Annotated in this window: 24 protein-coding genes; 12 read left to right on the top strand and 12 right to left on the bottom strand. The window is 65.1% G+C overall.

Annotated features, from left to right (window positions below):
* Nucleotides 1-82: 82 nt before the first annotated feature.
* Complete coding sequence (locus GVM20_RS15340) at nt 83-925, bottom strand: outer membrane protein (protein ID WP_166548064.1); 843 nt, start codon at nt 923-925, stop codon at nt 83-85.
* Nucleotides 926-1,191: 266 nt separating this feature from the next.
* Between GVM20_RS15340 and putP the strand changes: the two genes are divergently transcribed.
* The 3 genes from putP (at nt 1,192) to GVM20_RS15325 (ending at nt 3,887) form a co-directional block, all read left to right on the top strand.
* Nucleotides 1,192-2,673: a sodium/proline symporter PutP gene (gene putP, locus GVM20_RS15335; protein WP_166548063.1), complete on the top strand. Its 1,482-nt coding sequence runs from the start codon at nt 1,192-1,194 to the stop codon at nt 2,671-2,673.
* Nucleotides 2,670-3,056 (top strand): VOC family protein, encoded by a 387-nt coding sequence (locus tag GVM20_RS15330; protein ID WP_166548062.1) that lies wholly within the window; start codon nt 2,670-2,672, stop codon nt 3,054-3,056. The genes putP and GVM20_RS15330 overlap by 4 nt, the downstream gene beginning before the upstream one ends.
* A gap of 102 nt (nt 3,057-3,158) precedes the next feature.
* On the top strand, nt 3,159-3,887 hold the full coding sequence (locus GVM20_RS15325; protein WP_166548061.1) for an extensin family protein: 729 nt from the start codon (nt 3,159-3,161) through the stop codon (nt 3,885-3,887).
* A 76-nt stretch (nt 3,888-3,963) separates the two neighbouring features.
* Here the strand turns inward: GVM20_RS15325 and GVM20_RS15320 are convergent, their stop codons facing one another.
* From GVM20_RS15320 to GVM20_RS15290, 7 genes are all read right to left on the bottom strand, one after another.
* Nucleotides 3,964-4,584, bottom strand: a complete 621-nt coding sequence (locus tag GVM20_RS15320) for a response regulator transcription factor (RefSeq protein WP_166548060.1) — start codon at nt 4,582-4,584, stop codon at nt 3,964-3,966.
* A gap of 143 nt (nt 4,585-4,727) precedes the next feature.
* Nucleotides 4,728-5,474 carry a proteasome-type protease gene (locus GVM20_RS15315; RefSeq protein WP_166548059.1) on the bottom strand — a complete coding sequence of 249 codons (747 nt, stop codon included), beginning with the start codon at nt 5,472-5,474 and terminating at the stop codon, nt 4,728-4,730.
* Nucleotides 5,475-5,576: 102 nt separating this feature from the next.
* Nucleotides 5,577-6,440, bottom strand: a complete 864-nt coding sequence (locus tag GVM20_RS15310) for a transglutaminase-like domain-containing protein (RefSeq protein WP_166548077.1) — start codon at nt 6,438-6,440, stop codon at nt 5,577-5,579.
* A gap of 5 nt (nt 6,441-6,445) precedes the next feature.
* Nucleotides 6,446-7,390: an alpha-E domain-containing protein gene (locus GVM20_RS15305; protein ID WP_160761459.1), complete on the bottom strand. Its 945-nt coding sequence runs from the start codon at nt 7,388-7,390 to the stop codon at nt 6,446-6,448.
* A gap of 16 nt (nt 7,391-7,406) precedes the next feature.
* Entirely contained in the window at nt 7,407-8,837 is a 1,431-nt protein-coding gene (locus GVM20_RS15300) for a circularly permuted type 2 ATP-grasp protein (protein WP_166548058.1), read from the bottom strand.
* 115 nt (nt 8,838-8,952) lie between these two features.
* The gene (locus GVM20_RS15295) at nt 8,953-9,789 is read right to left on the bottom strand and encodes an esterase/lipase family protein (protein WP_166548057.1); all 837 of its coding nucleotides are present in this window, start codon (nt 9,787-9,789) and stop codon (nt 8,953-8,955) included.
* Nucleotides 9,790-9,860: 71 nt separating this feature from the next.
* Nucleotides 9,861-10,394 (bottom strand): DUF3617 domain-containing protein, encoded by a 534-nt coding sequence (locus tag GVM20_RS15290; protein WP_166548056.1) that lies wholly within the window; start codon nt 10,392-10,394, stop codon nt 9,861-9,863.
* A gap of 122 nt (nt 10,395-10,516) precedes the next feature.
* On the opposite strand from GVM20_RS15290, the gene uvrB reads away from it, so the two are divergent.
* The 5 genes from uvrB (at nt 10,517) to GVM20_RS15265 (ending at nt 15,628) form a co-directional block, all read left to right on the top strand.
* Complete coding sequence (gene uvrB / locus GVM20_RS15285; RefSeq protein WP_166548055.1) at nt 10,517-12,712, top strand: excinuclease ABC subunit UvrB; 2,196 nt, start codon at nt 10,517-10,519, stop codon at nt 12,710-12,712.
* A gap of 158 nt (nt 12,713-12,870) precedes the next feature.
* Entirely contained in the window at nt 12,871-13,152 is a 282-nt protein-coding gene (locus tag GVM20_RS15280; protein WP_166548054.1) for a type II toxin-antitoxin system RelE/ParE family toxin, read from the top strand.
* A complete protein-coding gene (locus tag GVM20_RS15275; protein WP_166548053.1) occupies nt 13,127-13,447 on the top strand; it encodes a HigA family addiction module antitoxin in 321 nt (106 codons plus the stop codon). Before GVM20_RS15280 ends, GVM20_RS15275 begins: the two co-directional genes overlap by 26 nt.
* 76 nt (nt 13,448-13,523) lie before the next feature.
* A complete protein-coding gene (locus GVM20_RS15270) occupies nt 13,524-15,029 on the top strand; it encodes a S10 family peptidase (RefSeq protein ID WP_166548052.1) in 1,506 nt (501 codons plus the stop codon).
* Entirely contained in the window at nt 15,026-15,628 is a 603-nt protein-coding gene (locus GVM20_RS15265) for a hypothetical protein (RefSeq protein WP_166548051.1), read from the top strand. Before GVM20_RS15270 ends, GVM20_RS15265 begins: the two co-directional genes overlap by 4 nt.
* On the opposite strand, the gene GVM20_RS15260 is transcribed toward GVM20_RS15265, so the two are convergent.
* Nucleotides 15,614-17,701, bottom strand: a complete 2,088-nt coding sequence (locus tag GVM20_RS15260) for a protein-disulfide reductase DsbD family protein (RefSeq protein ID WP_353653176.1) — start codon at nt 17,699-17,701, stop codon at nt 15,614-15,616. The two genes, GVM20_RS15265 and GVM20_RS15260, sit on opposite strands and share 15 nt — an antisense overlap.
* Nucleotides 17,702-17,760: 59 nt before the next feature.
* On the opposite strand from GVM20_RS15260, the gene GVM20_RS15255 reads away from it, so the two are divergent.
* On the top strand, nt 17,761-18,978 hold the full coding sequence (locus tag GVM20_RS15255; protein ID WP_166548050.1) for a UbiH/UbiF/VisC/COQ6 family ubiquinone biosynthesis hydroxylase: 1,218 nt from the start codon (nt 17,761-17,763) through the stop codon (nt 18,976-18,978).
* 160 nt (nt 18,979-19,138) lie between these two features.
* Here the strand turns inward: GVM20_RS15255 and GVM20_RS15250 are convergent, their stop codons facing one another.
* Genes GVM20_RS15250 through hemC form a run of 3 tightly spaced genes read right to left on the bottom strand, consistent with a single transcriptional unit; the run spans nt 19,139 to nt 21,752 of the window.
* Nucleotides 19,139-20,047: a hypothetical protein gene (locus tag GVM20_RS15250; protein ID WP_234032056.1), complete on the bottom strand. Its 909-nt coding sequence runs from the start codon at nt 20,045-20,047 to the stop codon at nt 19,139-19,141.
* A 50-nt stretch (nt 20,048-20,097) separates the two neighbouring features.
* Complete coding sequence (locus tag GVM20_RS15245; RefSeq protein WP_166548049.1) at nt 20,098-20,814, bottom strand: uroporphyrinogen-III synthase; 717 nt, start codon at nt 20,812-20,814, stop codon at nt 20,098-20,100.
* On the bottom strand, nt 20,811-21,752 hold the full coding sequence (gene hemC / locus GVM20_RS15240) for a hydroxymethylbilane synthase (RefSeq protein ID WP_166548048.1): 942 nt from the start codon (nt 21,750-21,752) through the stop codon (nt 20,811-20,813). Before hemC ends, GVM20_RS15245 begins: the two co-directional genes overlap by 4 nt.
* Nucleotides 21,753-21,796: 44 nt before the next feature.
* Here hemC and tsaD point away from each other — a divergent pair, with 44 nt between their 5' ends.
* The 3 genes from tsaD to GVM20_RS15225 are packed head-to-tail and all read left to right on the top strand — an operon-like array spanning nt 21,797 to nt 25,406.
* The gene (tsaD, locus tag GVM20_RS15235; RefSeq protein WP_166548047.1) at nt 21,797-22,894 is read left to right on the top strand and encodes a tRNA (adenosine(37)-N6)-threonylcarbamoyltransferase complex transferase subunit TsaD; all 1,098 of its coding nucleotides are present in this window, start codon (nt 21,797-21,799) and stop codon (nt 22,892-22,894) included.
* Nucleotides 22,891-23,892, top strand: coding sequence for an NAD(P)H-dependent glycerol-3-phosphate dehydrogenase (locus GVM20_RS15230; protein ID WP_166548046.1), 1,002 nt, complete (start codon nt 22,891-22,893; stop codon nt 23,890-23,892). The genes tsaD and GVM20_RS15230 overlap by 4 nt, the downstream gene beginning before the upstream one ends.
* The gene (locus GVM20_RS15225) at nt 23,874-25,406 is read left to right on the top strand and encodes a lipopolysaccharide biosynthesis protein (RefSeq protein ID WP_166548045.1); all 1,533 of its coding nucleotides are present in this window, start codon (nt 23,874-23,876) and stop codon (nt 25,404-25,406) included. Before GVM20_RS15230 ends, GVM20_RS15225 begins: the two co-directional genes overlap by 19 nt.
* The last annotated feature ends 208 nt before the right edge of the window (nt 25,407-25,614 follow it).

Here is a 25,614-nt window from a genome sequence, read left to right as displayed (position 1 = left end):
CCGCTTGCCCCAAACGCAAATAACCCCGCGCGAGGATGACCTCGCGCGGGGTTATTTTTTCAGCCGAAGCCAAAGCGGCGGATTAGAACCGCAGGTTCACCGATGCGCGAAGCGCGTGGTAATCGAACTTGTCGTTCGACAGACGCATATCGGTGCCGCCCGATTCCAGCAGGAACGGGTTGGTCGCAGGCGCAGTGCCCGGGCCCACGGCGACGACATAATCGTCATCGTTGAAGCGCGAGTAGAGATACTCGATCCCGAGGCCGAGGTTGCGCGTCAGCATCACTTCAGCGCCGCCGCCGGCCTGCCAGCCGAACTGCCAGTCACGCTCGTTGTCGGGCGTGAAAGAATTGGCGCCATTGCTGGTGCTGAACGAGTGGTCGATGCGGGCATAACCTGCGCCGCCGGTGGCATAGAACAGGCCGCGCCCTTCGCCCGGCGAGATGCCGAGACGGGCACGCGCAGTCACGGCCCAATCCATCTCACGCCCGAAGGTGTAGGACGCCGGGGTGGTGCTGAAGCCGGTCGTGAATTCTTCCACGCCCGGACGCGCGCCTTCGACCAGGATGCCTGCGACGAACGGGCTGTCACCGAAGTGCTGGTCATAGCCGACGCGAACGGCATAGCCTTCGTTCTGGCGATTGCCGCGGCAACCCGCAGCCGCCGCGCTGACCGGCGTGCCGGCGCAGAAGCCCGGCGAGAAAGCGTTGGCACCTGCCGCCGTATTCACGTTGTCATTGAATGCGCCGTCCTGATCGGTGTCGAACACGATCGTATCGCTGCGACCATCCTCAACAGATTCAAGACCAATCGATCCGGAAATGTATGGGCCGTTAAAGTAGCGTTCATCTTCCTGCGCAAAGGCAGCAGACGAAAGCAGCAATGCAGTTATACCAACTGCCGGGGTGAAGTAACGTAGCGACATTATTGAAAACTCCGGATTCGGAAATGAACTTTTTGCAACCTATTTCAATTGCCGATGCTCTCTGTCGCAATTCCGATATTGTTTCTAACTCATGAGTTAGTTTTCGCGCGATCCATCTTGCGGCCACGTCATTTGGGCGGAGAGATGTGCGTAAATTGCGATGAAATGGGCTGGCGGTTTTCGCGCTCGCCCGCAGGCTGACTCCCATGGGGAAACTTGGCCGGATGGGTGGCCATTGGCGGCGGCGCTTGTTAGGCCTGCGCGCCATGAACCCATTCACTCTCGGCTCGCTCGCTATCTATTTCGCCCTGATGCTCGGCATCGGGGTTTATGCCTGGCGCAAAACGGTCAAGGACAGTTCAGGCTATCTGCTTGCCGGACGCAGCCTTACGCCCTCGGTCGCCGCCTTGAGCGCGGGGGCCTCCGATATGTCGGGCTGGCTGCTGCTTGGGCTACCGGGCGCGCTGTTTGCCAGCGGGTTGGTCGAGGCGTGGATCGCCATCGGGCTGACAGTCGGCGCGGCGCTCAACTGGATCATCGTCGCCCCGCGCCTGCGCGAACAGACCGAGCGACTGGGCGATGCGCTCACAATCCCGCAATTCCTCGCCAACCGCTTCCCTGATAGCGGGACCTTGCTGCGCGTCATCTCGGCGGTGATCATCGTCGGCTTCTTCACCGTCTATACCGCGAGCGGAATGGTCGGCGGGGGCAAGCTGTTCGCGACGGCCTTTGCCGGGGTGCTGCCGGACACGGGCCTCAGCGATTACATGCTCGGCATCTTCATCACCGCCGGGATCGTGCTGGTCTACACCATGATCGGCGGGTTCCTCGCAGTCAGCCTGACTGATTTCGTGCAAGGCATGATCATGATGGTGGCGCTGGTGGTGATGCCGCTGGTGATCTTCTTCGGCAGCGAAACGGCCGTGCAATTGTCGGCCGTACCGCAGGACGGCTTTCTCAGCCTGACCCAGGGAGCGACGCTCATCAGCATCATCAGCGCCGTGACATGGGGGCTGGGATACTTCGGTCAGCCGCATATCATCGTGCGCTTCATGGCCATCGACAAAGTGGAGAACGTGCCAACGGCCGGATGGATCTGCATGATCTGGATGGTGATCTCGCTGGCCGGGGCCGTGATCGTCGGGCTTTCGGGGCGCGCCTATGCTCAGGCCAACGGGCTGGTGGTCGAGGATCCCGAGACGATCTTCATCATCCTTGCCAACCTGCTGTTCCACCCGGCAGTGACCGGCTTCCTCTATGCCGCGCTGCTGGCCGCGATCATGAGCACGATTTCATCGCAGCTGCTGGTGTCCTCCTCCTCACTGACGGAAGATTTCTACCGCCTGTTCCTGCGCCGCAATGCGTCCGAAGCCGAGGCGGTGAATATCGGGCGGCTGAGCGTGGCACTGGTTGCAGCGGCGGGAATGGTGATTGCCGCCGATCCGGAAAGCGAAGTGCTCGGCCTCGTCTCCAACGCTTGGGCGGGCTTTGGCGCGGCGTTCGGCCCGCTGATCCTGCTGGCGCTGACCTGGAACCGCATGACCGGCGCGGGCGCAATTGCCGGGTTGGTAACGGGCGCAGGTGTGGTCGCGGGATGGATTGCACTCGGCTGGAACAAGGCATTGCCCTCTGCGCTGGGCGGCGGCCCCGGCCTCTACGAAATCGTCCCGGGCTTTGCCGCGTCACTCCTGGCGATCGTGCTGGTGAGCGGGATGACGGGCACCATGCGCGAAGGCGCGAAGGCATGAGCGACACCTCTCCCCGTGTCACCGGGCTCGGGGGGGTGTTCTATGTGGTGCGCGACCCTGAAGTCTCGCGCACATGGTATCGTGAGATGCTGGGGATCGACGGCCCCTACGGCCCGCAACTCGCCTGGGCGGGGGAGCCGCGCGCGAACCCCTATTCGCTCATCAGCCACTTCACTGATGACGCCTATATCCAGCCGGGCACCGGCGGCTTCATGATCAACCTGCGGGTCGACGATCTGGACGGCTTTGTCGCGGTGCTGCGCGCGAGAGGAGCAGACATCCTCGGCGAAGCGGACGAAGGCTATGGCAAGTTTGCCTGGCTGCTCGATCCCGATGGGGTGAAGATCGAATTGTGGGAACAGGTCGCTGACGAACTGCCCTGACGCGGGTGGCCGCCTGCATCAAACTCATAGCCTGCCGCAAATCGTCGCCGATCCGGCCTCGTTTCCGGCCTGTTAACCATTTCTGCGAGATACTCCTTAGCTATGGAGGCCAAGGGCAAGATTCGCGGATGGACACTGGCGGCAGCCGCACTCGCACTCACGGGATGCGGATCGCTGATCCCCGGCGGTGGCAGCGGCGCTGCACCGGGCAACGCCAGCCAAAGCACGCGCGCATCGGCCCGTCCCGAAGTTCCGGTGGCCTCGGCCCCGCAAAGCTATGTCCCGCGCGCTGAAGATGCGCGCTGCCTCGCCGACTTGGGTGCGAGCGGGGCGCGGTTCGATCCTCTCCCTGATACCTATGCCGCGCCGGGCTGCAACAAGCTCGGCACAGTGCAGTTGATGGCGCTGGCGGGAGACCGCGCGCCGCTCACCCTCAGCAACTTGGGGCCGGTGCGGTGCAGCGTCGCCAAGGCGTTCGGCGATTGGGCTCGCTTCGGCGTGGACCGCGCCGCGCGTCAGCTGCTCGGCAGCCCGGTCGCGAAAATCGAGACGATGGGCAGCTACGCCTGCCGCAATGTCGCCGGGAGCGAGCGTCGCTCGGCCCATGCCCGCGCCGAGGCGATCGACGTCTCGGCCTTTGTGCTGGCAGACGGGCGGCGGATCGTGCTGAAGCGCGACTGGGACGGCGGCGATGCGGCCACGCGCGAATTCCTGCGGATCGTGCACAAGAGCGCGTGCAAGCGCTTCGGCACCGTGCTCGGCCCCGAATACAACGCCGCGCACGAAGATCACTTCCACCTTGAGGGCACCGGCGCGACATTCTGCCGCTGATGCACAAAAGGTCTCGCGGCCCCGGCCTGCTGAACCAACAGCGCCGTGTCCGCTTGAGGAGAAACCTGCTCTGGCCCTAGGCCCGCCGCTTCGGCTCCAGCCTCGCCTCCAGTTTCAACCGCACCGCTTCTGCCGCATGGCGAGCGCCGAGTTTGGTCATCATATTCGCCCGGTGGATTTCGACCGTGCGCGGGCTGATGTCGAGTTCGCGAGCAATGACCTTGTTGCTGCTGCCCTCCGCCAGCCAATCGAGAACCTCACGCTCCCGCGCCGAGAGGGTCGAAATCCGGTCGCGCGCTTCGATCATCCGGCGGCGAGCGATGGCGAACTGTTCGGCTTCCTTCTCGATCCGCATAAGGCAGCGCTGGAAGCGTTCGGGATCGAGCGGAAGGGCGAGGTAATCCAGCGCGCCAGCCTTGATCGCCTCGACGATCCGGCCGGGACGCGGCTGCACATCGACCGCGATCATCGGCAACCAGATGCCGAGCCGACCCAACCGGTCAAGGATGATGCCCACCCCGCCTTCCTCAACCGTGTCGCGGGCGATGATGATCCCGACACGCGGCGGGTGCACGGCGAGTTCGGAGAGATCCCCGTACACTTCGCAATGGTGCCCCAGCGCAAAGCCCACCCGGGCCAGTTCTGCGCGTTGGCGGCTGCAGGAATCGACGATGTGGAGGGATAGTTTGCGTGTCATGCAAGGATGTCTGCGCCATCCCCTTGCAAGATACACGCAAAAGCACCGCCAATCCGGAGAATCTACAATTCCCTAAATTCAAAATATCATTGATTTATATAGCTTATTTATCTCCATATCGGAGCTATATCAGGCAAAAAGGCCTAGGCATCATCGCTGAAGCGATAGGATGGGAGCGAGTGGAAAGCCGATCGCAGCGCATTGCCCCAGCCCGATGAAATCGTGTCGAAATAGGCATCCTCGGCCGTCACGCGATGTTCGTGGCTGGCGACAAATCCGTCCTTTGCGATCACGAGCAGATCCAGCGGCAGGCCGACCGAAAGGTTTGCCTTGAGCGTCGAATCAAAGCTCACCATCAGCAGCTTGACCGCGTCTTCAAAGCTCATGTCCCGGTCATAGCCGCGGATCAGGATCGGGCGGCCATATTTGGTCTCGCCAATCTGGAAGAAGGGCGTGTCCCAGCTCGCTTCGATGAAATTGCCCTCGGGATAGATCATGAACAGGCGCGGCTGCATTCCCTTGATCTGCCCGGCCACGATCATGGTCGCAGTAAAGCGCCCCTTGCCGCTTTCGCCGTTGACGGCCTGCGCGCTTTCGATGGTGGTGCGCAGCAACCGCCCGATCTCGGTCGCGACCTGGAACATGGTCGGCCCCTTGAGCAGGGCGTTGTCACGCTCGGACGGCGCCTTGGTGCGTTCCTCCAGCTGGCTGATCACCGCCTGCGTGGTCGCAAGATTGCCCGCCGTCATCACCGCGATCATGCGTTCGCCCGGCACACTCCAGTGGAACAGCTTGCGGAAGGTCGAGATGTTGTCGACGCCCGAATTGGTGCGGGTGTCGCTCATCAGCACGAGGCCTTTCTCAAGCACCATGCCAACGCAATAGGTCATGCCGTCATCCTCCCCTGCCCCTACCCTATGGCCTGAGCCTTCGTGCTCCGCGCCCTAGCGCGTGGCACGCTTCGGCGCAAAGCCTGCGCCCCGGCTTTTCGGTTATTGCGTCGACTGGCCCTGGCTCTGGCTTTGGCTCTGCGATTGCCCGGCCGAAGGTTTCGCCTCAACCGCGACGCCCACAGTCAGCACCTCATCGGCCGCCCCGCCAAAGCTGATGCCGGTGACAGGCGCGGCATCGCGGTAATCGCTCCCCGTCGCCACGCGGACATAGCGCGGATCGGGGCTGATCCCGTTCGACACATCGAAGCCGACCCAGCCCAGCCCTTCGACATGGGCTTCGGCCCAGGCGTGCGTCGCCTCCTGCTGGATGCGGTCGTCCATCATCAGGTAGCCGCTGACATAGCGCGCCGGAATGCCGTTCGCGCGAGCGGCACCGATGAAGATATGTGCGTGGTCCTGACACACGCCAAAGCCGTGGATCACCGCTTCCTCGGCCGTGGTGCCGGAATGGGTGCGCCCCGCTTCGTAAGTGATCCGTCCCCGGATCAGATCGGACAGGGAATGAAGAAATTCGAGCGGCGCCTTGTCCGCTGGCCCCTGCACCTCGCGCAGCAAGCCGCGCAGCTTGGCGCCGGGGCGGGTCAGCGGGGTTTGACGCAGGAAACTCCACAAGGGCAAGTGGCCCGAATGGCGGCCGATCACCCCGGCATTGTCCTCGGTCTCGACCACGCCTTCGCAGGTCACCGTCACCTCACGCGCGCCCGGCTCCAATCCGATCAGGGTGACGTGGTTGAAATGCTGATCGTCATATTGCAGCTCGGCATGGGCGTTGTCGAAGGTCATGCGCCAGTCGACGATGCGCTGGCCCTGCGTTTCCTTTGGCGTAAGGCGCAGCCGTTGGAGCGCGTGAACCACCGGCTGCGTGAAGGCATAATGGGTGGTGTGCCGGATCGAGAGAGTCAGCTTGCTCATGCGTGGAACCGGTAATCCTCAGCGATGGCCTGGCTGATGCTGGCGTTGCGGGACAGGAAATCGACGAGGAATTCGTGCAGCCCCTGCTCGAAGATCTGGTCGACGCACAGGTGGCTGATCCGGGTGTCAGAATCCCGCATCAGGGCAACGGCGCGCCCCTCAACCCCGTGCATCCGCGCCAGCGCGCCCAGACAATCGCGCAAGGCATTGCGGCAGAAAGCGAGGCTGCGCGGGAAGCGATCATCAAGCACCACGAATTCTACGATCCCGCGCGCTTCGATCTGCCCGGCATTGAGCCAGCTATAGACCCGTGCCCCCGCGACCGATCGCAGCACCTGTTCCCACTGCCCGGTATCGAGGCTCGATCCGACATAGGACAGCGAAGGCAGCAGCAGGAAATACTTCATGTCGAGAATGCGCGCGGTCGAATCCGAGCGCTCGATGAAGGTGCCCGCGCGGCTGAAGTGGTAGCCTTCGTCCCGCAGCATCGAACCGTCGAAAGCGCCGTGAACCTGCGTGCCGGCGCGGCGGATCGCGGCCAGCACTTCGCCCACGCCTGCCTGACCCACGGGGCGGGCGAGCAGCGCGTCGAGCTTCATCCAGTTTTCGTTGACCGCTTCCCAGACATCGGACGAGATATTGGTGCGGGCTGTCCGAGCGTTCGACCGGACCGCACCGAACATCAGCCGGACATTGCCGGGGTTGGACGGTCCGCGCAGGACGAAGTTCCAGACCTGCATCCCGTCATAGCTCTCGTGCAGCGCCTCATAGGCCTTGCTCAGACCCAGCGTCGCGATCACCGAGCGCCATTCCGCTTCCGCCGTGGCCAGATCGCGGGTCAGCGCCATGCGCAGCGCGGCTTCGAGCAGGCGTGCGGTGTTCTCGGCCCGCTCAAGGTAGCGGAACATCCAGAACAGCCCATTGGCGGTGCGGCCTAGCATGATGCGTCCCCCACCATCAGTCCTTCAACACCCAGGTGTCCTTGGTGCCCCCGCCCTGCGAGGAGTTCACCACCAGCGACCCCTTCTTCAGCGCCACGCGCGTGAGCCCGCCGGGCGTGATGTCGATCCCCTCGGGCGAGACCAGCACGAAGGGTCTGAGATCAAGGTGCCGGGGGGCGAGACCCTTGGCGGTGTAAATCGGGCAGGTCGACAGCGCGAGCGTGGGCTGGGCGATGTAATTCTCGGGCCGGGCAACCAGCTTGGCGCGGAACGCCTCGATCTCGCGCTTGGAGGAGGTTGGTCCGATCAGCATCCCGTAGCCGCCCGATCCGTGCACTTCCTTGACCACCAGTTCAGCCAGATTGTCGAGCACGTAGCCAAGCGCGTCCTTGTCCGCGCAGCGCCAGGTCTGGACGTTGGGCAGCAGGGGCTTTTCGCCGGTGTAGAACTCGACGATTTCCGGCATGAAGCTGTAGATCGCCTTGTCGTCGGCGACCCCGGTGCCGGGCGCATTGGCGATGGTGATACCGCCCGCGCGGTACACATCCATGATCCCCGGCACACCGAGCGCGCTATCGGGGTTGAAGGTCAGCGGATCGAGATAGTCGTCATCGACCCGGCGATAGAGCACGTCGATCGGCTGGTAGCCGCGCGTGGTGCGCATCTGCACCCGGCCGCCCACCACGCGCAGATCGCTGCCCTCTACCAATTCGGCACCCATCTGGTCGGCGAGGAAGGCGTGTTCGAAATAGGCCGAGTTGTAGATCCCCGGCGTCAGCACCGCGACGGTCGGTTTGCCACCCGTAAAGGCGGGCGGGACGCACGCGGCCAAGCTGCGGGCAAGGCGGCGCGGGTAATTCGACACACTCTCCACCGCCACCCGGCTGAACAGATCGGGGAACATCCCCATCATCGTCTCGCGGTTTTCGAGCATGTAGGAGACGCCCGATGGCGTGCGCGCATTGTCCTCCAGCACGAAGAACTCGTCCGGCCCGGTGCGAACGAGGTCGATCCCGACGATGTGGGTGTAAATCCCGCCCGGCGGCGTGAAGCCGACAATGTTGGCGAGCCAGGCATCATTGGTGCGCAGCAAACGCTCTGGCAGACGCCCGGCGCGGACGATTTCCTGCCGGTGGTAAAGATCATAGAGGAAGGAATTGAGCGCCCGCACGCGCTGTTCGATCCCGCGCGACAGCTTGCGCCACTCGCTCGCGGTGATGATCCGCGGCACCATGTCGAACGGGATCAGGCGCTCTTCCGCCGCATCCTCGCCATAGACATTGAAGGTGATGCCGGTGCGGCGAAAGCTGTCATCCGCCTCGCGGTTCTTGCGGCGCAGGAATTCGGGCGGCTGCTCGTTATACCAGCGACAATATTCGGCATAGGCGGGCCGGGTCCGGCCATCGCTATCGAACATCTCGTCGAAATTGCTGCTACCCGCGTTCATTGGCCCCCGCACGCTGTATCAGGGCCTATTGCCCTTAGGTGCAGCGCACAATCTAACCGGCCTTTCACAAAAGGAAAGCGGCCATGTCAGTTTGCGCAAGATCGCCGAAAAAGCGTCAGATGCGGGTAGATTCGAGCTCGCTGAGCAGGGTCGCGATTACCTGCGCATCATAGGTGAAGCCCATGTGCGTGCAGCGCAGCGGGATCGCGCGGTCACGCTCGCCCGGACGCCCTGCCGCGCAGCGCGGAGCAATCACGCCATCATTGGCGCTCCACAGCGCGACCGTTTCGACCGGCGGCTTGACCGCGAGCATGGCCTCGACCGGCGGGGCATCGACCGAATGGCCGGTGATGAACTGGTAGGCGCGCCACACATTGTTCGCGCGCGGGCTCCCTGAAAAGGGCGAGCCCATCGTGACGACCTTGGCGACCGCCTGCGGCTGACGCTTGGCAATCTCGCGCGCGTAGAGCCCGCCGAGGCTCCAGCCGATTAGGACGACCGGGCGCCCGTGGCGCTCGTGCAGTTCGAGCAAGCGCGCCTCGATCTGGTCGAAGCGGACGGGATCGGGGCCCCAATTGCGGCCCTGCCCCCAGCGCTTGACCACATGGCCCGCGCTTTCGAGCTGCCGCGCAAGGTAGCGCATCCGCAGCGGACTGGCGCCAAAGCCGGGGATGATCATTGCCACCTGTGGATTGGCGGTGGCTACGGCGGCAGGCTTGCGCTTGGCGCGGCGCAGCGGTTCGAGCAGCACGTCGGCTTCGCCCAGCAAGCGCATGAGGCGCGGCTTGCCCGCTTCGAATTCCTCGGGGCAGGCTTCCCGCGCGAGCGCGACCCGCCGGGCCATCGCCGTCGCAGCATAGGCCTGCTTCGCCTGCGCGCCCGCAGCCGTCGCCGCTGCAACCAGCGGGGACGGCAGGCGTGAAAGCTCAGGAACGAAGCGCTGCGGTGTCATGTGACAGTTTAAAGAGCGAAACCGATTAATGTTCCCTGAAGTGTAACAAAGGAAACGCGCATTACGGCGTTTTACTTCGCGGGGCAGTCACCGATCCGCTCGTGCTTGACCTTGAAGCTCATGGTGCCTTCGCCCATGCCTTCGAAGTTCATCTTGGTGCTGGCGTTGTATTCGGACGAGGTGGGGGTGGTGGTCCCGGTCATGGACATGCGCGCTTCGCCCTCGGGGGTCTTGCAGACCATCACCGCGTCGAGCTTGCCGCCGTTGAGGTTGAAGCTTTCATAGGCGCACTCGCCATTCTGGCCCTTCTTGACCAATTCCTCGAAACCCTTGTCGACGTCTTCAGCCGTCAGGCAATCTTCGCTGGTGGTGGTCGCGCCGGCCCCGTGGCCTTTCATTTCGGCAGGCATTCCCGGAACGTCGATACCGGTCATGGTGATGGTCGCCTTGTAGAGCCCGGGCTGCGGCTTGATTCCTTCAGCCTGGGCCTTGTCGGCGACTTCCTTGGCGCTGATTTCGCCATCGCCGTCGGCATCGGTCTTACCGCCGGAACAACCGACAAGCAGCGCCGCACCGGCTGCGGCGAGAATGGTGATGCGCTTCATGTTGTCGTCTCCTCCTGCGTTACGCGGTGATAACCGATCTAGCAGCAAATCGCGTTACGAAAAGCGCGCAGGTGCTTGGGAGCGTCCTTGCACGTCCCTGCTTTGTTCCCCATAACAATAAAATGGCCCAACTCGTGATCCGCCGCGGACTGGACGAGCCCGAAACGGGCGCGGACTTCACCCCGCACCGCCCCCAACGCCCCGACAAGTCGATGGGCGGCATCCCGTTCAAGCTGGTGTCGGAATACGAGCCGGCCGGCGATCAACCGACCGCGATCAAGGAACTGACCGAAAGCGCGCTCGCGGGCGAGAAGACGCAGGTTCTGCTCGGGGTGACCGGCAGCGGGAAGACTTTCACGATGGCGAAGGTGATCGAGACACTTCAGCGCCCTGCCCTGATCCTCGCGCCCAACAAGATCCTCGCCGCGCAGCTCTATGGCGAATTCAAGAGCTTCTTCCCCGAAAACGCGGTCGAGTATTTCGTCAGCTACTACGACTACTACCAGCCCGAAGCCTACGTGCCGCGCTCCGATACCTATATCGAGAAGGAATCCAGCGTAAACGAAGCAATCGACCGGATGCGCCACTCGGCCACCCGCGCGCTGCTGGAACGCGATGATGTGATCATCGTGGCGTCGGTGTCGTGTCTCTACGGGATCGGCTCGGTCGAAACCTATTCGGCGATGATCTTCGACATCAAGCTGGGCGAGACGGTCGACCAGCGCGAATTGATCCGCAAGCTGGTCGCGCTGCAATACAAGCGCAACGATGCAAGCTTCACCCGTGGCAATTTCCGGGTGCGCGGCGACAGCCTCGAAATCTTCCCCTCACACTATGAGGACATGGCATGGCGCATCAGCTTCTTTGGCGACGAGATCGAGGAGATCGCCGAATTCGATCCCCTCACAGGCACCAAGGGTGCAAAGCTGGAAAAGGTGCGGGTCTATGCCAATTCGCACTATGTGACGCCGGGGCCGACGATGAAGCAGGCGGCGGCGGCGATCAAGTTCGAGCTAGAGGAACGGCTCAAGGAGCTGGAGGCCGAGGGCAAGCTGCTCGAACGCCAGCGGCTGGAACAGCGCACGCATTTCGATCTGGAGATGATCGCGGCCACCGGCAGCTGCGCCGGGATCGAGAACTACTCGCGCTTCCTCACCGGGCGCCTGCCGGGCGAACCGCCGCCGACCTTGTTCGAATACCTCCCTGAAAACGCCCTGCTGTTCGTCGATGAAAGCCACCAGACCGTGCCGCAGATCGGCGCGATGGCCAAGGGCGACCACCGCCGCAAACTGACGCTGGCCGAATATGGCTTCCGCTTGCCGAGCTGCATCGACAACCGGCCCTTGCGCTTCAACGAATGGGACGCGATGCGGCCCCAGACCTTTGCGGTCTCCGCGACGCCCGGCAGCTGGGAAATGGAGCAGACCGGCGGCGTCTTCGCCGAACAGGTGATCCGTCCCACCGGCCTCATCGACCCCCCGGTCGAAATCCGCCCGGTCGAAGATCAGGTGCAGGACTGCATCGTCGAGTGCAAAGCCACCGCCAAACTCGGCTACCGAACGCTGGTGACCACGCTGACAAAACGGATGGCTGAAGACCTCACCGAGTTCATGCACGAAGCCGGGGTACGGGTGCGCTACATGCACTCCGACGTCGAGACGCTGGAGCGCATCGAGCTGATCCGCGATCTGCGGCTCGGGGTCTATGACGTGCTGATCGGGATTAACCTGCTGCGCGAAGGCCTCGACATTCCCGAATGCGGGCTGGTGGCGATCCTCGATGCGGACAAGGAGGGCTTCCTGCGCAGCGAAACCTCGCTGATCCAGACCATCGGCCGCGCGGCGCGCAACGTCGATGGCCGCGTGATCCTTTACGCCGACCGCATCACCGGCAGCATGGAGCGCGCGCTGGCAGAGACCGACCGCCGCCGGTCGAAGCAGGAGGCTTACAACGCCGAACACGGCATCACGCCGACCACGATCAAGCGCAACATCCACGACATTGTCGCGCATTCCGCCGCGCAGGATTCTGTGCTGGTGGATACCGGCGATCCGGAGCGCAACAACCTCGTCGGGCACAATCTGCGCAGCTACATCGAAGACCTCGAAAAGCGGATGCGCAATGCGGCGGCGAACCTGGAGTTCGAAGAAGCGGGCCGCTTGCGCGACGAAATCCGGCGGCTGGAAGCAGACGAGCTCGGCATCCCCGACAAGGACAAGCGCGCACCGATTGTGGGGCGGAGCAACGAAGGCAAGCCAGGGACGCGGAAGACGCGGTATGGGAAGGTGCGGGCGAAGCGGATGGGCGGGAAGCCGTAGTTCTCCACAAGAGTTATACGTAGCCAGTAAATTGTACCGCGAAGCACGCTGCGGGTTAGAAGGCAGTCAACAGGAAAATTTCATTTTTTTTAAAATCAAACTGTTGCACGAAAGAAATTTGCCTGATTACTGATTGGCTGCACTTAACCGAGGCAGCCATGATCCAGTCTTTTTCCTGCATTGAGACCGAACGCCTCTGGTCAGGCAGCCTTAGCCGCAAGCTGCCTGCAGACATTCAGCAGCGCGCGCTGGCGAAGCTCAACATGATCGACGCTGCCGACACGCTCGACGACCTCAAGCTCCCGCCGAGCAACCGCTTGCATGAACTGGAGCGCGACCGCGCCGGTCAGCATTCCATTTCAATTAACATGAAATGGCGTATATGTTTCCGCTGGAACAACGGAAGTGCATACGATGTCGAAATCGTCGACTACCACTGACACATCGGACTGGCTGCACATCCCGCACGCGGGCGAAATGCTGGTTTCGGAGTTTATGGAGCCATTGAAGCTCGATACGCCTGCGTTGGCCCAAGCCATCTCGGTTGACCCCGCGCGCTTGCAAGCGATGATCGACGGCAAAACTCGCATCGACGGCGAACTCGACCTGCGCCTCTCGCGCTACTTCCGGATGTCTGAGGGGTTTTTCCTGAGGCTTCAGACTAGCGCAGATCTCCGCACGGCCAAGCGCGCGCTCAATGGGGAGTTGGAGCGTATCCAACCGCGCGCTGCCTGACATACGGAATTAAGTTTGGTGGCAAGGCTTGAGGGATGCTTGAACCCCGTCCCCAACCCTGCCAACCCTCACCGCCATGAACGCCCGATTCCTCGCCGCGCTGGCCGCTGCCAGCACCTTCGCCCTCGCCCTTCCCACCGCCGCGCAGGACGCGCCCAAGGCTGAGGCCGCCGCCAAACCCGCGCCCGCTGCGCAGGTGCGCACCCGCGATCTTGCCGGCACCTTCGGCGGGCAACGCATCGCCTATCGCGCGACTATCGCCGACACGATCCTGGCGGACGAGGCGGGCAAGGCCGAGGCGGTGATCGTCACCACCTCCTATGTGAAAACCCCGATGGACCCGTCGCGCCCGGTGTTCTTCATTTACAATGGCGGGCCGGGCTCGGGCTCGGTGTGGCTCCAGATGGGTGCCTTCGGGCCAAAGCGCGTCGCAATTCCCTCGGACGCCAAAGACGATGGCGCGCCGCCCTATCCGCTGGTCGACAACCCGGAGAGCCTGCTCGATGTCGCCGATCTCGTCTTTATCGACCCGCCAGGTACGGGTTTCAGCCACCTCACCCCAGGCACCGATCCCAAGAAGTATTACGGCCTGCGTCAGGATGGCCGCGCCGTTGCCACGGTGATCCGGCGCTGGATCAATGACAATGGCCGCTGGAACAGCCCCAAGTTCCTCGGCGGCGAAAGCTACGGCACCACCCGCACCGCGATGGTCGCGGACGAGCTGGAAGGCAGCACCTATAACGACGTCGGCCTCAACGGGTTGATCCTCGTCTCGACCATCCTTGATTTCGGGGCTGAGGATACGACTCCCGGCAACGAGATGGCCTATGTCGTCACTCTGCCCAACATGGCGACCACCGCCTTTTATCACGGCAAGGTGCAAGGCGCTTCGGTCGAAGCGGTGGCGGAGGAAGCGCGCCGCTTTGCGATCGGGCCGTTTGCCACCGCACTGCTCAAGGGACAGGACTTGCCCGCCGAGGAACGCGCGAGCGTTCGCAGAGAATTGTCGCGCCTCACCGGCCTGTCGGAAGAATATCTCGACCAAGCCAACCTGCGCGTCACCGACCAGCGGTTCTACAAGGAATTGCTGCGCGATCGCGGGCTGACCGTGGGCCGGCTCGATTCGCGCTACACGGGGACCGATTACGACAATGCGGGCGAGACGCCGGACAATGATCCGAGCTTCTACGGCATCGATGCGGGCTACACCGCCGCGATCAACAGCTGGGCGCGCGAAACGTTGGGATACAAGACTGATCGCGAATATCAGGCAATCGGTCGCGAGCCGGGGCGCAACTGGGACTGGAGCCTCGACGGTTCGGGTCGGGCGGCCTATCTCAACGTCGCACCGCTGATCGGGCAGGCGCTGCGGCAGAATTCGCAGCTGCGCCTGTTCAACGCGCAAGGCTATTACGATTTCGCCACGCCCTTCTTCGGGGCGGAATATTCGTTGAAGCGCTACGGGATCCCGCAGGACCGCATCACGTGGAAATATTACGACGCCGGGCACATGATGTATATTCGCGACGAGGATCGCGCGAAGCTTTCGGCCGATATCCGCGCGTTCATCCGCGCGCGATGATCCGCCACCTGGCGTTATGCGCCGCGCTTGCGGGCGCGGCCGGTTTGGCCGCGTGCAAGCCGCCCCCGACCGATGCCGCCGTAGCGCGCGTGTCTCTGCTCGCACCGACCGCTGGGCCGTCCGCCCCGTTGCCCTCGCCCGATACGACCGATGCGGTCTGGGCGAGCACGGCCAAGCCGCTGCGGCTGGTCTATGGCGTCCCCGGTCAACCAGTTCTGCTGGCGCTTGAATGCCTTGACCCCGCCAAGCCCGAAGCGCGCCTCAGGATCACCCGCCATGCGCCAGCGGACGAGGGTGCCGCCGCGCTGCTGGCGCTGATCGGGAATGGCTGGATCGGGCGCTTCCCGGTCGATGCGACCGCGGTTGGGGGGCGCGTGCTGTGGCAGGGCGAAGTGCCCGCTCTGACCCGCGAATGGGATGCGCTGAAGCCCGAGCGTGAGGCGACCGTAACGGTGCCGGGCGCAGGGCTGGTGCGGCTCAACCCCAGCCCGCTGCCGATGCAGCTTGTCACCACATGCCGCAACGAGGCGCGCGAAAACGCGCCGATCGCTTTGGAGCTGTTCACGCCGCCGACCCCAGAGCCGTCACCGGTTCCCTGATGCCTGTCGCGCAAGCAATTCCGGTGTAAGCACCTGCGGCAATTGCTGCGGGCTGGCTGCCCCCGGCGCATACCACAGGTAAAGCGGCACGCCCGCTGCGCCTTGTTCGGTGAGGAAGGCGGTGATCTCGGGATCGCGCACTGTCCAGTCACCCACCATCGGCACCACGCCCGCTTTGACGAAGGCCTCGCGCACGCTCTCGCGCTCGATCGAGCTGGCTTCGTTGACCTTGCAGGTGACGCACCAATCGGCGGTGAACCACAGGAACACCGGCTTGCCCGACGCGCGGGCCTTGGCCAGCGCATCGCGGCTGAAGGTCTGCGGATCGTGGATGCTGGCCTTGGCCTCGGCTCCCTTGGCTTCATAGACCGAAGGCAGGGCGATCACCGCGAAGGCGAGGAACGGGGCGGCGACGAGGCCGAAGGCGGGCCATGCCAGTTTGCCGCCGCGTTGCAGCTTGCCGGTCACGAACAGCCCGAGGAGCACGCCCACGACCAGCACCAGCGCGATGAGGCCGAAGGGCCGACCGCCCAGCTGCACCGTCAGCCACAGCAGCGCGAGCGCGGTCAGCCCCATCGGGATCGCCATGATCCGGCGGAACCGCTCCATCCACGCGCCGGGCTTGGGCAGCAGCCGGCGCAGCGGCGGCACGAAGCCGAGCAGCAGGAATGGCAGGGCCAGCCCCAGCCCCAGCAGCGCGAACAGCAGCAAAGCTTGGGGCACCGGCAGCAACAGTGCCGCACCCAGCGCCGCCGCCATGAAGGGGCCCGTGCAGGGTGTCGCCACGAAGGCGGCAAGCAGCCCGGTGGCGAACGCGCCGGTGCGCTCGCCCCCCATGCTCATGGAGATCGTCGGCAGCTCGAACAATCCGGCAAAGTTCGCCGTGATCGCCGCTGCCAACACCAGCAAGGCGACGACCACGCCCGGCTCCTGCAACTGGAACGCCCATCCCACCTGCTCGCCCGCTGCGCGCAAGGCCAGCAGCAGCGCGCCCAACGCGACGCAGGCCAGCACCACGCCAGCAGTATAGGCGAGCCCCTCGGCCCGCGCCTTGGCCTCGCTCTCACCGGCACGGGCGAGCGCGATCGCCTTCAGGCTCAGGATCGGGAAGACGCAGGGCATTATGTTGAGCAGCAAACCGCCCACCAGCGCGCCGAGGATCAGCGTCCATAGCGGCGGGACGGATGCATTCTGTGCGCCAGCGATGACCTCGCCGCCGACCGGCACTGAGCCGAGGGCGGCTTCAAAGCGCACGCCGCTGCCCTCGCCAAAGGCAAGGATGCCGCTGACTGTCGCGGCCTTGCCCGTCCCGTATTCGTCGAGCGGAATTTCGGCGACCAGCACATCGCCTGCCCGGCGGAAGGTTTGCGGCGCAGAGTAGGCGACCAGACGGTCGTTGGCGATGAACACATGCGGATCGGTCAGGCCGACACTGGCGGGCAAGGGAATCGCGATGCGCAGGGTCTTGCCGGTGATCGCGAACTGCGCCTTGGCGTCGATCAGCGGCGCGACGGCAGCCCGCCAGCGCGCAAAATCGCCCCCAGCTTGCACCGTCAACGCAGCCGCCTGCGGCACGCAGATCTCATCGGTGCAGGCGAGATATTCGATGGTGCCTTCGACCTGAGTTCCGGCAAAGCTCTTCACGCTCGGCCCCGGCACCACCGGCACCAGCACGGTGTAGGGGCCTTCGTAAATGTGGTTCATCAGCCCGCTGATCAGCAGCCGCTTGGGCACCGGATAGCGCGCCTCGCCCACTTCCCAGTCGGGCGGCAGGTTCAGCGACAGGCGCATCCCCTGCCCTGCGTCGCCGGGGTTGGACCAATAGCCGTGCCATTCGCTCGCGCTCGGCGTGAAGCGCAGCGCCAGCATCCATTCCTCGCCCTCGGTCGGAGCGCCATCGGCGTAGAGCGCGACCGCGATCTTGTCGGACCCGATAATCGGCCCGCCGCGCGCGGGCTGCGGCGCTGCTGCTTGCGCAAAGCCCGCCCCTGCCAGCATCAGACTTGCGGCCAGCGCAAGCACCCATGCAGCGAATTGTCGGATGATGGACGGGAAGAATCTTGCGTGCGGCACGGGCTACCCTCTAGGCTTCACCACCATACTTCGCAATCGGAGCGCGAGACGTGACAGCAATGACAGACAATACGCGCGATCTGGTGATCCTGGGCGGCGGGCTCGTCGGCATGACGCTGGCGCTGGCGGCGGCGAAGAAGGGGATGTCGAGCCACGTGATCGACCGCGCCGATCCCGCCGAACTCACCGCCGAAGGCTTTGATGACCGCGCCACCGCGATCTCGACCGCGAGCTGGCACCTGTTCGAGAATATCGGGATTGCCGAAGGGCTCGATCAATTCGCCTGCGACATCGCCGCGATCGCGGTGACCGATCAGAACAAGCCCGGGCGGCTCGACTTCGTCCCCGGTGAAGGCGGCGGCACACTGGGGCGGATGTTCCCAAACCGCCGCTTGCGGCTCGCGCTGTTTGAAGCGGCTGCCAAGGAACCGCTGATCAACTGGGTCGCCAAGGCCAACGTGACAGAGCGTCAGCGCAGCGAATATGGCGTCGCCGCCGTGCTGGCAGACGGGCAGAAGCTCAAAGGCCGACTGATGATCGCGGCGGAGGGCCGCCAGTCTCCCACGCGCGATCAGGCGGGCATTTCGATCGCCAAGTGGGATTACAAGCACCGCGCGATCATCGCCGGGCTGACGCACGAGAAGCCGCACGGCAATGTCGCGTGGGAAATCTTCTACCCCGCTGGCCCGTTTGCACTGCTGCCGCTTAACGACGATGCGGACGGCACGCACCGCTCCTCGCTGGTGTGGACCGTGTCCGAGGCGGACGGCGCGGGCGTGATGAAGCTCGGCGACCGCGCGTTCCTCGCCGAGGTTGAAAAGCGGATGGGCGGCGTGCTGGGCAAGGTGAAAACCGTCGGCCACCGGTCAAGCTGGCCTTTGGGTTTCCATCACACCGCCAAGATCACGGCCGAACGCCTCGCGCTTATCGGCGATTCGGCCCACGGCATCCACCCGATTGCGGGCCAGGGGTTGAACCTCGGCCTGCGCGATGTCGGTGCGCTGGTCGAAGTGCTGGCCGATGGCGCGCGGCTGGGCCTCGATCCGGGCGACCCCGAACTGCTCAAGCGCTACGAGACGTGGCGCGGGCTCGACAGCTTCATGGTGGCGCTGGCGACCGATGGGTTGACCCGGCTGTTCGGCGTTCCGGGCAAGGCTGCATCGGCTGTGCGGCGGCTCGGCATGGCAGCGGTGCAACGCACGCCAATGCTCAAGAGCTTCTTCATGGACGAAGCGCGCGGGGTTTCCGGGGACTTGCCTGAGATTTTGCGGGCCTAGGTTGGCCTACGCTCCTCCCCGTCCTGAAGGGATGGGGAGGTGGCAGCGCGGAACGCGCTGACGGAGGGGTCAAACGCGAAGAAGAACCCCTCCGTCAGCCGCCCAAGGCGGGCTGCCACCTCCCCATTCGCAAGCGAACGGGGAGGGACGGAAGGTGCGTTCACGGCCTGATCAGCGGGCTCAGCTGCCGGACCGGATTGCCCGCCCCGTCGCGCAGTCCGCGCTGGTCGAGCACGGCGGCGGTTTCGATCACTTCCATCGCTTCCATCGCCTTGCGATAGCGTTCGGCGTCCGCGATCCAAGCGTCGGCCTTGCTGGCGCCGGGCATCCCCTTCACTTCGTCAATCGCGGCGCGGTAGCGGCCCTGTTCCAAGGCCCAGCGCGCTCGATCCAACCGGCGCTGCGGCTGCGGCGAGGGGGTGCTTTCGCGGCGGAACACGAACAATTGGCCAACCTCGCGCTGGAACGCGGCCCATGACGGGCCCTCGCTGCTATCGCGCAACTGCGGCCCCAGCCCTTCGAGCCGCGCGACCAGACTGTCGAGGCGGATCGGATTGCGGGAAAATTCGATGATGGTGCTGACCGCATTGGGCCACTGGTCGCCAAACCGCAGGCGCAGTTGATCCGACAGATAGCCAAGCTCCGCCCCGCGTTCGACCGCGCGGCGGGCGGCAAAGGCGATCAGCAGGCTTTCGGCCCGCGCAGCATTGCCGGCGGCGGCTTGCGCTTGCAGATCGAGCTGGGTCAGGCGCTGTTCGGCAGCGGCGAGACGTTGATCGAGGCCGCCCTGCTGTTCGGCCACCCGCTCGACCGCCTTTTCGGTCGCGGCCATCGGGGTTGGCTTAGCGGTGAGCGGCGTCTGGGCCGCAGATCCGGCTCCTGTCCCCGCTTCGGCCACCACGTCAGGGCGCGGCGCTCCGGGGCGACCGGGCTGGAGATTGTACCACATCACCCAGCCCACCAACGCTCCGCCCGCGATGAACGCGGCGAAGGCGGCAAGCATCAGCGCCCGGCCCGTCCTGGGCTTGGGCGGAATGTCTAATGGCGATGATCCGGGCTCAGTTGCCATCGTGATCCGTTCTTTTTGCGACCGTCTGTTCCCACTCGCCAGCGCCGTTCTTACGGCTGTCCGGACAAGCCGGGCGGAATGGAGCGCGGCTCGCCGCACAAGTCAAATGCCAATTGCAACACGGCAGCTTCATCCGGCTGCGGTGCGATGTGGACCGCGGCCCATCCCGCGCCCGCCGCAGCGGCGATTCGCGGGCCGAGCGCGGCGAGCGTGATGCGCGCGCGGGGCACGCCGAGCCGGTCGCATTCCTCGGCAAAATGGCGCGCCGTGGCGGCGGAATGGAGCAGCACCAGCGCCTCATCGTCCGTCAGCAATGGTGTGACCGGATCAAGCGGCAGGGGAACGCTGCGATAGGCGATCACCTCGGCAAAGGTAACGCCGTCAGGCGGAGTGAGCGGGACGTGCTCCTCCCCCGCGATGCGCAGCAGGTGGCAGGGCGGAGCGATGGCATCGAGCACGCCTTGCAGCCCCCCGCTCCCGGTCATGGCGACCGTGAACCCGGCCGCGCGCGCGGCAGCGGCGGTGGCCTCGCCCACGGCATAGACCGGCTTGGTGGTGAGGCAGGCGAGGTTCTCCCCGCCGTGGAGAATGGCATTGGCGCTGCCGATCAGCAGGCCATCGATGCCTGCCGGATCAGGGCAATCCCATGCAACGGCGCGGATTTCGGACAGGGCCAGCCCGGTGATCGCAAGACCCATGGCGCGGGCCTTGGCGAGCGTCGCGTCAAGCCCCGGCTGCGGGCGCAGCGCGAGCAGATGGAAGCTCATCCGGCCTTGCGGAAATGCGCGGCAATCGCCGGCGTGGCCCGGGCGAGCAATTCGGCAGCGAGCGCTTTGACCGCAGCATGGTCACCGGGCGCGAAGCTGGCCGTGCCCTCGATCCGTTCGGCGCCGTCCGGGCTGAACAGCGCCGCGCGCATCACAAGCGCGCCATCGGCAGGCGAGCACAGCACCGCAACCGGCGAATGGCAGGTGCCGCCGAGTTCGGCGAGCAAAGCGCGCTCGGCTTCGAGTTCCGCGCGCGTCGGCGCATGGTCGATGGCGGCCAGTAGCGCAGTTGTTGTCGCATCATCGGCGCGGCATTCGATCGCAATCACGCCTTGGGCAGCGGCCGGAATCCATTCATCCTGTTCGAGCGGCGCGCCAACCGCGCTCTGGCCCAGACGCTCCAATCCGGCCGCGGCAAGGAAGGTCACATCAGCCTCCCCCGCCTGCAATTTCGCCAATCGGGTTGCGACATTGCCGCGGAAGGTCACCACCTTGCAATCGGGGCGCAGGTTCAAAAGCTGCGCCGCCCGTCGCGGGGCACTGGTGCCGACCACGGCGCCTTCGGGGATCGCAGCAATGCTCGCCGCCCCCACCAGACAATCGCGCCGGTCCGCGCGCGGCAGGAAGGCGGGGAAATGGAACGTGTCGGGGCGGATCGTCTCGACATCCTTGGCCGAGTGGACCGACAGGTCGATCCGACCCTCGCCCAGCCATTGGTCCAACTCCTTGGTCCACAGCGCCTTGCCGCCGATTTCCGACAGGGGGCGATCAAGCACCTTGTCGCCGCTGGCGAGCACAGGGACGAGTTCAACCGCGTCCTCGCTCCAGCCGTGGGCGGCGCACAGGCGCGCCCGGGTCTCGACCGCCTGCGCCATAGCCAAAGGGGAATTGCGCGTTCCAAGTCGCAGGCGGGGAGCGGTTCGTTCAGTTTCAGTCATAGCTATGCTTGCTCTAGCCTTCACAAAGTCTAGATGGAAGCGGGATGGGATCGGTCACGCACACCTCTGATACTAGCATCGTGCCCCCGCTGGTTTTGGGCATCGAATCCAGCTGCGATGAAACCGCCGTTGCGCTGGTGCGCGGCGATGGGACGATTGTTGCGCAAGCGATTGCCAGTCAGGAGGCCGAGCACGCGCCCTATGGCGGGGTCGTCCCCGAAATCGCCGCCCGCGCCCATGCCGAACGGCTCGCTCCGATGATCGCGCGAGTGATGGGCGAGGCGGGCATTGGTCTTGACGACATCGACGCGATCGCCGCGACCGCCGGGCCGGGGCTGATCGGCGGTGTCATGGTCGGGCTGGTGAGCGGCAAGGCACTGGCGATGGCGTCCGACAAGCCGCTGCTCGCCGTCAATCACCTCGAAGGCCATGCGCTCTCCCCGCGCTTGGCGGACGCGGGTCTCGCCTTCCCCTATCTGCTGCTGCTGGTGTCAGGCGGCCATTGCCAGATTCTCGCCGTCGACGGCGTGGGACAATATCGCCGCCTTGCCACCACCATCGACGATGCGCTGGGGGAAGCGTTTGACAAGACCGCCAAGATTCTCGGCCTCGGCTATCCCGGCGGGCCAGCGGTGGAGCGGCTGGCCTTGCAGGGCGATCCGAAAGCGGTGCCCTTGCCGCGCCCATTGAAGGGTTCGCCCGAACCGCATTTCTCCTTCGCCGGGCTGAAGAGTGCAGTGCTGCGGGCTGTCGAAAGTGGCTCGCACGACCCAGCCGATATCGCCGCGAGTTTCCAGCAAGCCGCCGTCGATTGCCTGATCGACCGTCTCGATCAGGCGTTGGAGCGGGCTGGCCCCTTCCCCGCGCTGGTCGTCGCTGGCGGGGTCGCGGCCAACCGGACTGTGCGCGCCGCCTTGGAAGCCTTCGCCGCCAAACACGCCATGCGCTTTACCGCCCCGCCACTGGCGCTGTGCACCGATAACGCGGCCATGATCGCCTGGGCCGGGTGCGAGCGGCTCGCAGCGGAAGGCTGGCAGTCCGGCGCGGTCTTTGCCGGTGACCCCCTCGATTTTCTCGCTCGCCCGCGCTGGCCGCTCGATCCGGCGGCGGAGACCGTGCGCGGCGCAGGAGTAAAGGCATGAGCACGCCCGCAACTCTGGGTGTCATTGGCGCAGGCGCGTGGGGCACGGCGCTCGCCCAGATGCTCGCCAGCGACGGGCGCGACGTGCTGCTGTGGGCGTTCGAGCCTGAGGTGGTCACTGCGATCAACACCGAGCACCGCAATCCGCTTTACCTCCCCTCCGCCGCCCTCGCCCCCACCATCCGCGCGACCGGTGATCTGGCCGAGATTGCTGCGCTTGAAACCGTGCTGGTGGTCACACCCGCGCAGGTGCTTGGCCGGGTGCTGACGGGCCTCACCACAGCCCCGCGCGATCTGGTGCTGTGCTCCAAGGGCATCGAGGCCGGCACCGGGCGGATGATGTTCGACGTTGCCCGCGAGGCGGCTCTCGGTAGCGCCATCGCAGTTCTCTCCGGCCCGACCTTCGCGCATGAGGTCGCCGCCGGATTGCCAACCGCAGTGACGCTCGCCTGCCATGAGGGCGCAGCGCAGTGGGAACGGCTCGCCCCTGCCCTCGCCCGGCCCACCTTCCGGCCCTATTACTCCGACGATGTCATCGGCGCGGAGATTGGCGGCGCGGTCAAGAATGTGCTAGCGATCGCCTGCGGGGTGGTCGACGGGCTCGGGCTCGGCCAGAACGCCCGCGCGGCGCTGATCACCCGCGGCTTTGCCGAAATGGCGCGGTTCGGTGCCGCCTATGGTGCCACCTTCGACACGATCGCAGGTCTGTGTGGCCTCGGCGATCTGGTGCTGACCTGTTCGTCCACCTCCAGCCGCAATTTCTCGCTCGGCAAGGCCTTGGGCCAGGGGATGAGCGCCGCCGAAGCGCTGGCGGACAAACGCACCGTGGCCGAAGGCGCGCACACCGCGCCCGTGCTCGCACAGCTCGCAGCGGAGCGCGGGATCGAGATGCCGATCACCAAAGCCGTCGCCGATCTGCTCGCCGGAACTCCGGCGCGTGATGTGGTGCAGACGCTGCTCGCCCGTCCGCTCAAAGCCGAATGGGAAGCCGGTGCGTGACCACGGCGGCTGACGATCAGGACGACATCGCCAAGCTGGCGAAGGGCGGGCGCACCAATACGCTGGGCTTTGCCATCCGGCTGATCGCCCGCATCCCCTTCCTCGTCATCGCCACACGCCTTTATGGAGCGGAGTCGCTGGGCCGGTTTGCCTCGGCGATGGTCGTGATCGAGATTGTCGCGCTGATCTGCTCGCTGGGCGAAAAGCGCGGGCTGGCGCAGCGCCTGTCAGAAGGCGCGGGCGAGAACCGCGAGGCAGAAAGCAACCTCGTCTATGACGGAATCCTGCTGGCGCTCGCCTATTCCAGTGTCGCAGCGCTGTTACTGATCGCCTTCCCCGAGCCGATGTTTCCCAATGGGACCAACAGCCACTGGGATATCTGGCTGGTCGCCACGATCCCCGCCTTTGCCGTCACCGAGATCCTGCTCGCCGCCCAGGCCTATCGTTACGACATCGCCACAATGGTGCGCACCCGCGCGATTGTCGAACCGTGGTCGATTGCGATTGGGGCGGGCGCGTTCTTCTTCATCCCGGCCACCCGCGATGGCGGATTGGCGCTGGCCTATATCACCTCGATTTATTGCGGACTGCTGTCCGCCCTCTGGCCGTTTTTGCGCGGCTATGGCCTGCCCAAAGGCTGGCGACCCGAGGCCCGTGCGTTGCTCGCCATGTCGTCCCGCGCCTTCCCGCTGGTGGGCGCCGATGCGATCGAGCGCGGCACGCGGCTGCTCGATATCTTCATTCTCGGCTTTTTCGCACCCCCGCAAGCGGTCGGCATCTATTACGCCGCGCAGCAGATCGCATCGCTGCCGCAGAAGCTCAAAACCAGTTTCGAGCCGATCCTCTCCCCGGTCATCACCAAGAATCTGCGCATCGGCAACATGGGCGCCATAGCAGCGCAGGTGCGGCAGGTCGGGTTCTGGATCATCGCGATTCAACTCGGCATCGCGCTGGTGCTGGGGATGCCGGGCGAGGCGGTGATGGGCCTGTGGGGGCCGGACTATGTCGCGGGCACGGCCGCGCTGGCGTTCCTGCTGGCGGCCGAGGTCGCCGCGTCGATGGCGGTCGTCTCGGAAAGCGTGCTCGTCTACATCGCGAGGAAGCGCAATCTGGCGATTTCGGTGGCAGTGATTGCGCTCCAGGCCGTGCTCACCATCGCGCTGATCGAGGGGGCGGAGGCCTATGGCCTCGGCAAGGGCTACGAGGCGGCCAGCGCAGCGGGCGCGCTGATGATCGCGCTGGCGATGTCGAGCCTCGTCAAGGCGCTGCTGCTCAAGCATCTGCTCAAAGCGCCCGTCAGCAATTGGCGTTGGGCCCTGGTCTATGCCGCCGCGCCCGCGGTGGTGGTGGGCTATGCCTTCACCTGGCTGCCCGAATGGATGGAGCTGGTGTTCGGCGTGCCGGCGATCCTTGGCACCTATGCGCTGGTAATCTGGCGGCGCGGCTTTGACGACGGGGACAAGGTGCTGTTCCGCAAGCAGGTCGTCCCTAACCCCGAGACTGATCTGGCGTAAGGCAAAGCGGGGCTGCAACGCGTTCATTCGCTATTCACGGCCCGGCTACGATTTCTCGAACCGCTGGAAGAGCGGGGAGACAAGGTGATGCGAGGGACACGGGTAGTAGCGGCGGTAGCGCTGTGCGCGGTGATGGCTGGCTGCGCGAAGAACGCGCCGGAGCAATTGGCCAAGGCCCCGCCGCCGCCCTCTGTGGTGGCACCTCCCC

It is taken from the genome of Porphyrobacter sp. SLTP (genome assembly GCF_009905735.1).
GTDB lineage: Bacteria > Pseudomonadota > Alphaproteobacteria > Sphingomonadales > Sphingomonadaceae > Erythrobacter.
This window is presented reverse-complemented; position numbering and strand designations above follow the sequence as displayed.

Bases quoted from the DNA above. Each gene is read 5' to 3' on its own strand.
- GVM20_RS15340 (WP_166548064.1), bottom strand. From the start codon at position 925: ATGTCGCTACGTTACTTCACCCCGGCAGTTGGTATAACTGCATTGCTG.
- putP (WP_166548063.1), top strand. From the start codon at position 1,192: ATGAACCCATTCACTCTCGGCTCGCTCGCTATCTATTTCGCCCTGATG.
- GVM20_RS15330 (WP_166548062.1), top strand. From the start codon at position 2,670: ATGAGCGACACCTCTCCCCGTGTCACCGGGCTCGGGGGGGTGTTCTAT.
- GVM20_RS15325 (WP_166548061.1), top strand. From the start codon at position 3,159: ATGGAGGCCAAGGGCAAGATTCGCGGATGGACACTGGCGGCAGCCGCA.
- GVM20_RS15320 (WP_166548060.1), bottom strand. From the start codon at position 4,584: ATGACACGCAAACTATCCCTCCACATCGTCGATTCCTGCAGCCGCCAA.
- GVM20_RS15315 (WP_166548059.1), bottom strand. From the start codon at position 5,474: ATGACCTATTGCGTTGGCATGGTGCTTGAGAAAGGCCTCGTGCTGATG.
- GVM20_RS15305 (WP_160761459.1), bottom strand. From the start codon at position 7,390: ATGCTAGGCCGCACCGCCAATGGGCTGTTCTGGATGTTCCGCTACCTT.
- GVM20_RS15300 (WP_166548058.1), bottom strand. From the start codon at position 8,837: ATGAACGCGGGTAGCAGCAATTTCGACGAGATGTTCGATAGCGATGGC.
- GVM20_RS15295 (WP_166548057.1), bottom strand. From the start codon at position 9,789: ATGACACCGCAGCGCTTCGTTCCTGAGCTTTCACGCCTGCCGTCCCCG.
- GVM20_RS15290 (WP_166548056.1), bottom strand. From the start codon at position 10,394: ATGAAGCGCATCACCATTCTCGCCGCAGCCGGTGCGGCGCTGCTTGTC.
- uvrB (WP_166548055.1), top strand. From the start codon at position 10,517: ATGGCCCAACTCGTGATCCGCCGCGGACTGGACGAGCCCGAAACGGGC.
- GVM20_RS15280 (WP_166548054.1), top strand. From the start codon at position 12,871: ATGATCCAGTCTTTTTCCTGCATTGAGACCGAACGCCTCTGGTCAGGC.
- GVM20_RS15275 (WP_166548053.1), top strand. From the start codon at position 13,127: ATGTCGAAATCGTCGACTACCACTGACACATCGGACTGGCTGCACATC.
- GVM20_RS15270 (WP_166548052.1), top strand. From the start codon at position 13,524: ATGAACGCCCGATTCCTCGCCGCGCTGGCCGCTGCCAGCACCTTCGCC.
- GVM20_RS15265 (WP_166548051.1), top strand. From the start codon at position 15,026: ATGATCCGCCACCTGGCGTTATGCGCCGCGCTTGCGGGCGCGGCCGGT.
- GVM20_RS15255 (WP_166548050.1), top strand. From the start codon at position 17,761: ATGACAGACAATACGCGCGATCTGGTGATCCTGGGCGGCGGGCTCGTC.
- GVM20_RS15250 (WP_234032056.1), bottom strand. From the start codon at position 20,047: ATGGCAACTGAGCCCGGATCATCGCCATTAGACATTCCGCCCAAGCCC.
- GVM20_RS15245 (WP_166548049.1), bottom strand. From the start codon at position 20,814: ATGAGCTTCCATCTGCTCGCGCTGCGCCCGCAGCCGGGGCTTGACGCG.
- hemC (WP_166548048.1), bottom strand. From the start codon at position 21,752: ATGACTGAAACTGAACGAACCGCTCCCCGCCTGCGACTTGGAACGCGC.
- tsaD (WP_166548047.1), top strand. From the start codon at position 21,797: ATGGGATCGGTCACGCACACCTCTGATACTAGCATCGTGCCCCCGCTG.
- GVM20_RS15230 (WP_166548046.1), top strand. From the start codon at position 22,891: ATGAGCACGCCCGCAACTCTGGGTGTCATTGGCGCAGGCGCGTGGGGC.
- GVM20_RS15225 (WP_166548045.1), top strand. From the start codon at position 23,874: ATGGGAAGCCGGTGCGTGACCACGGCGGCTGACGATCAGGACGACATC.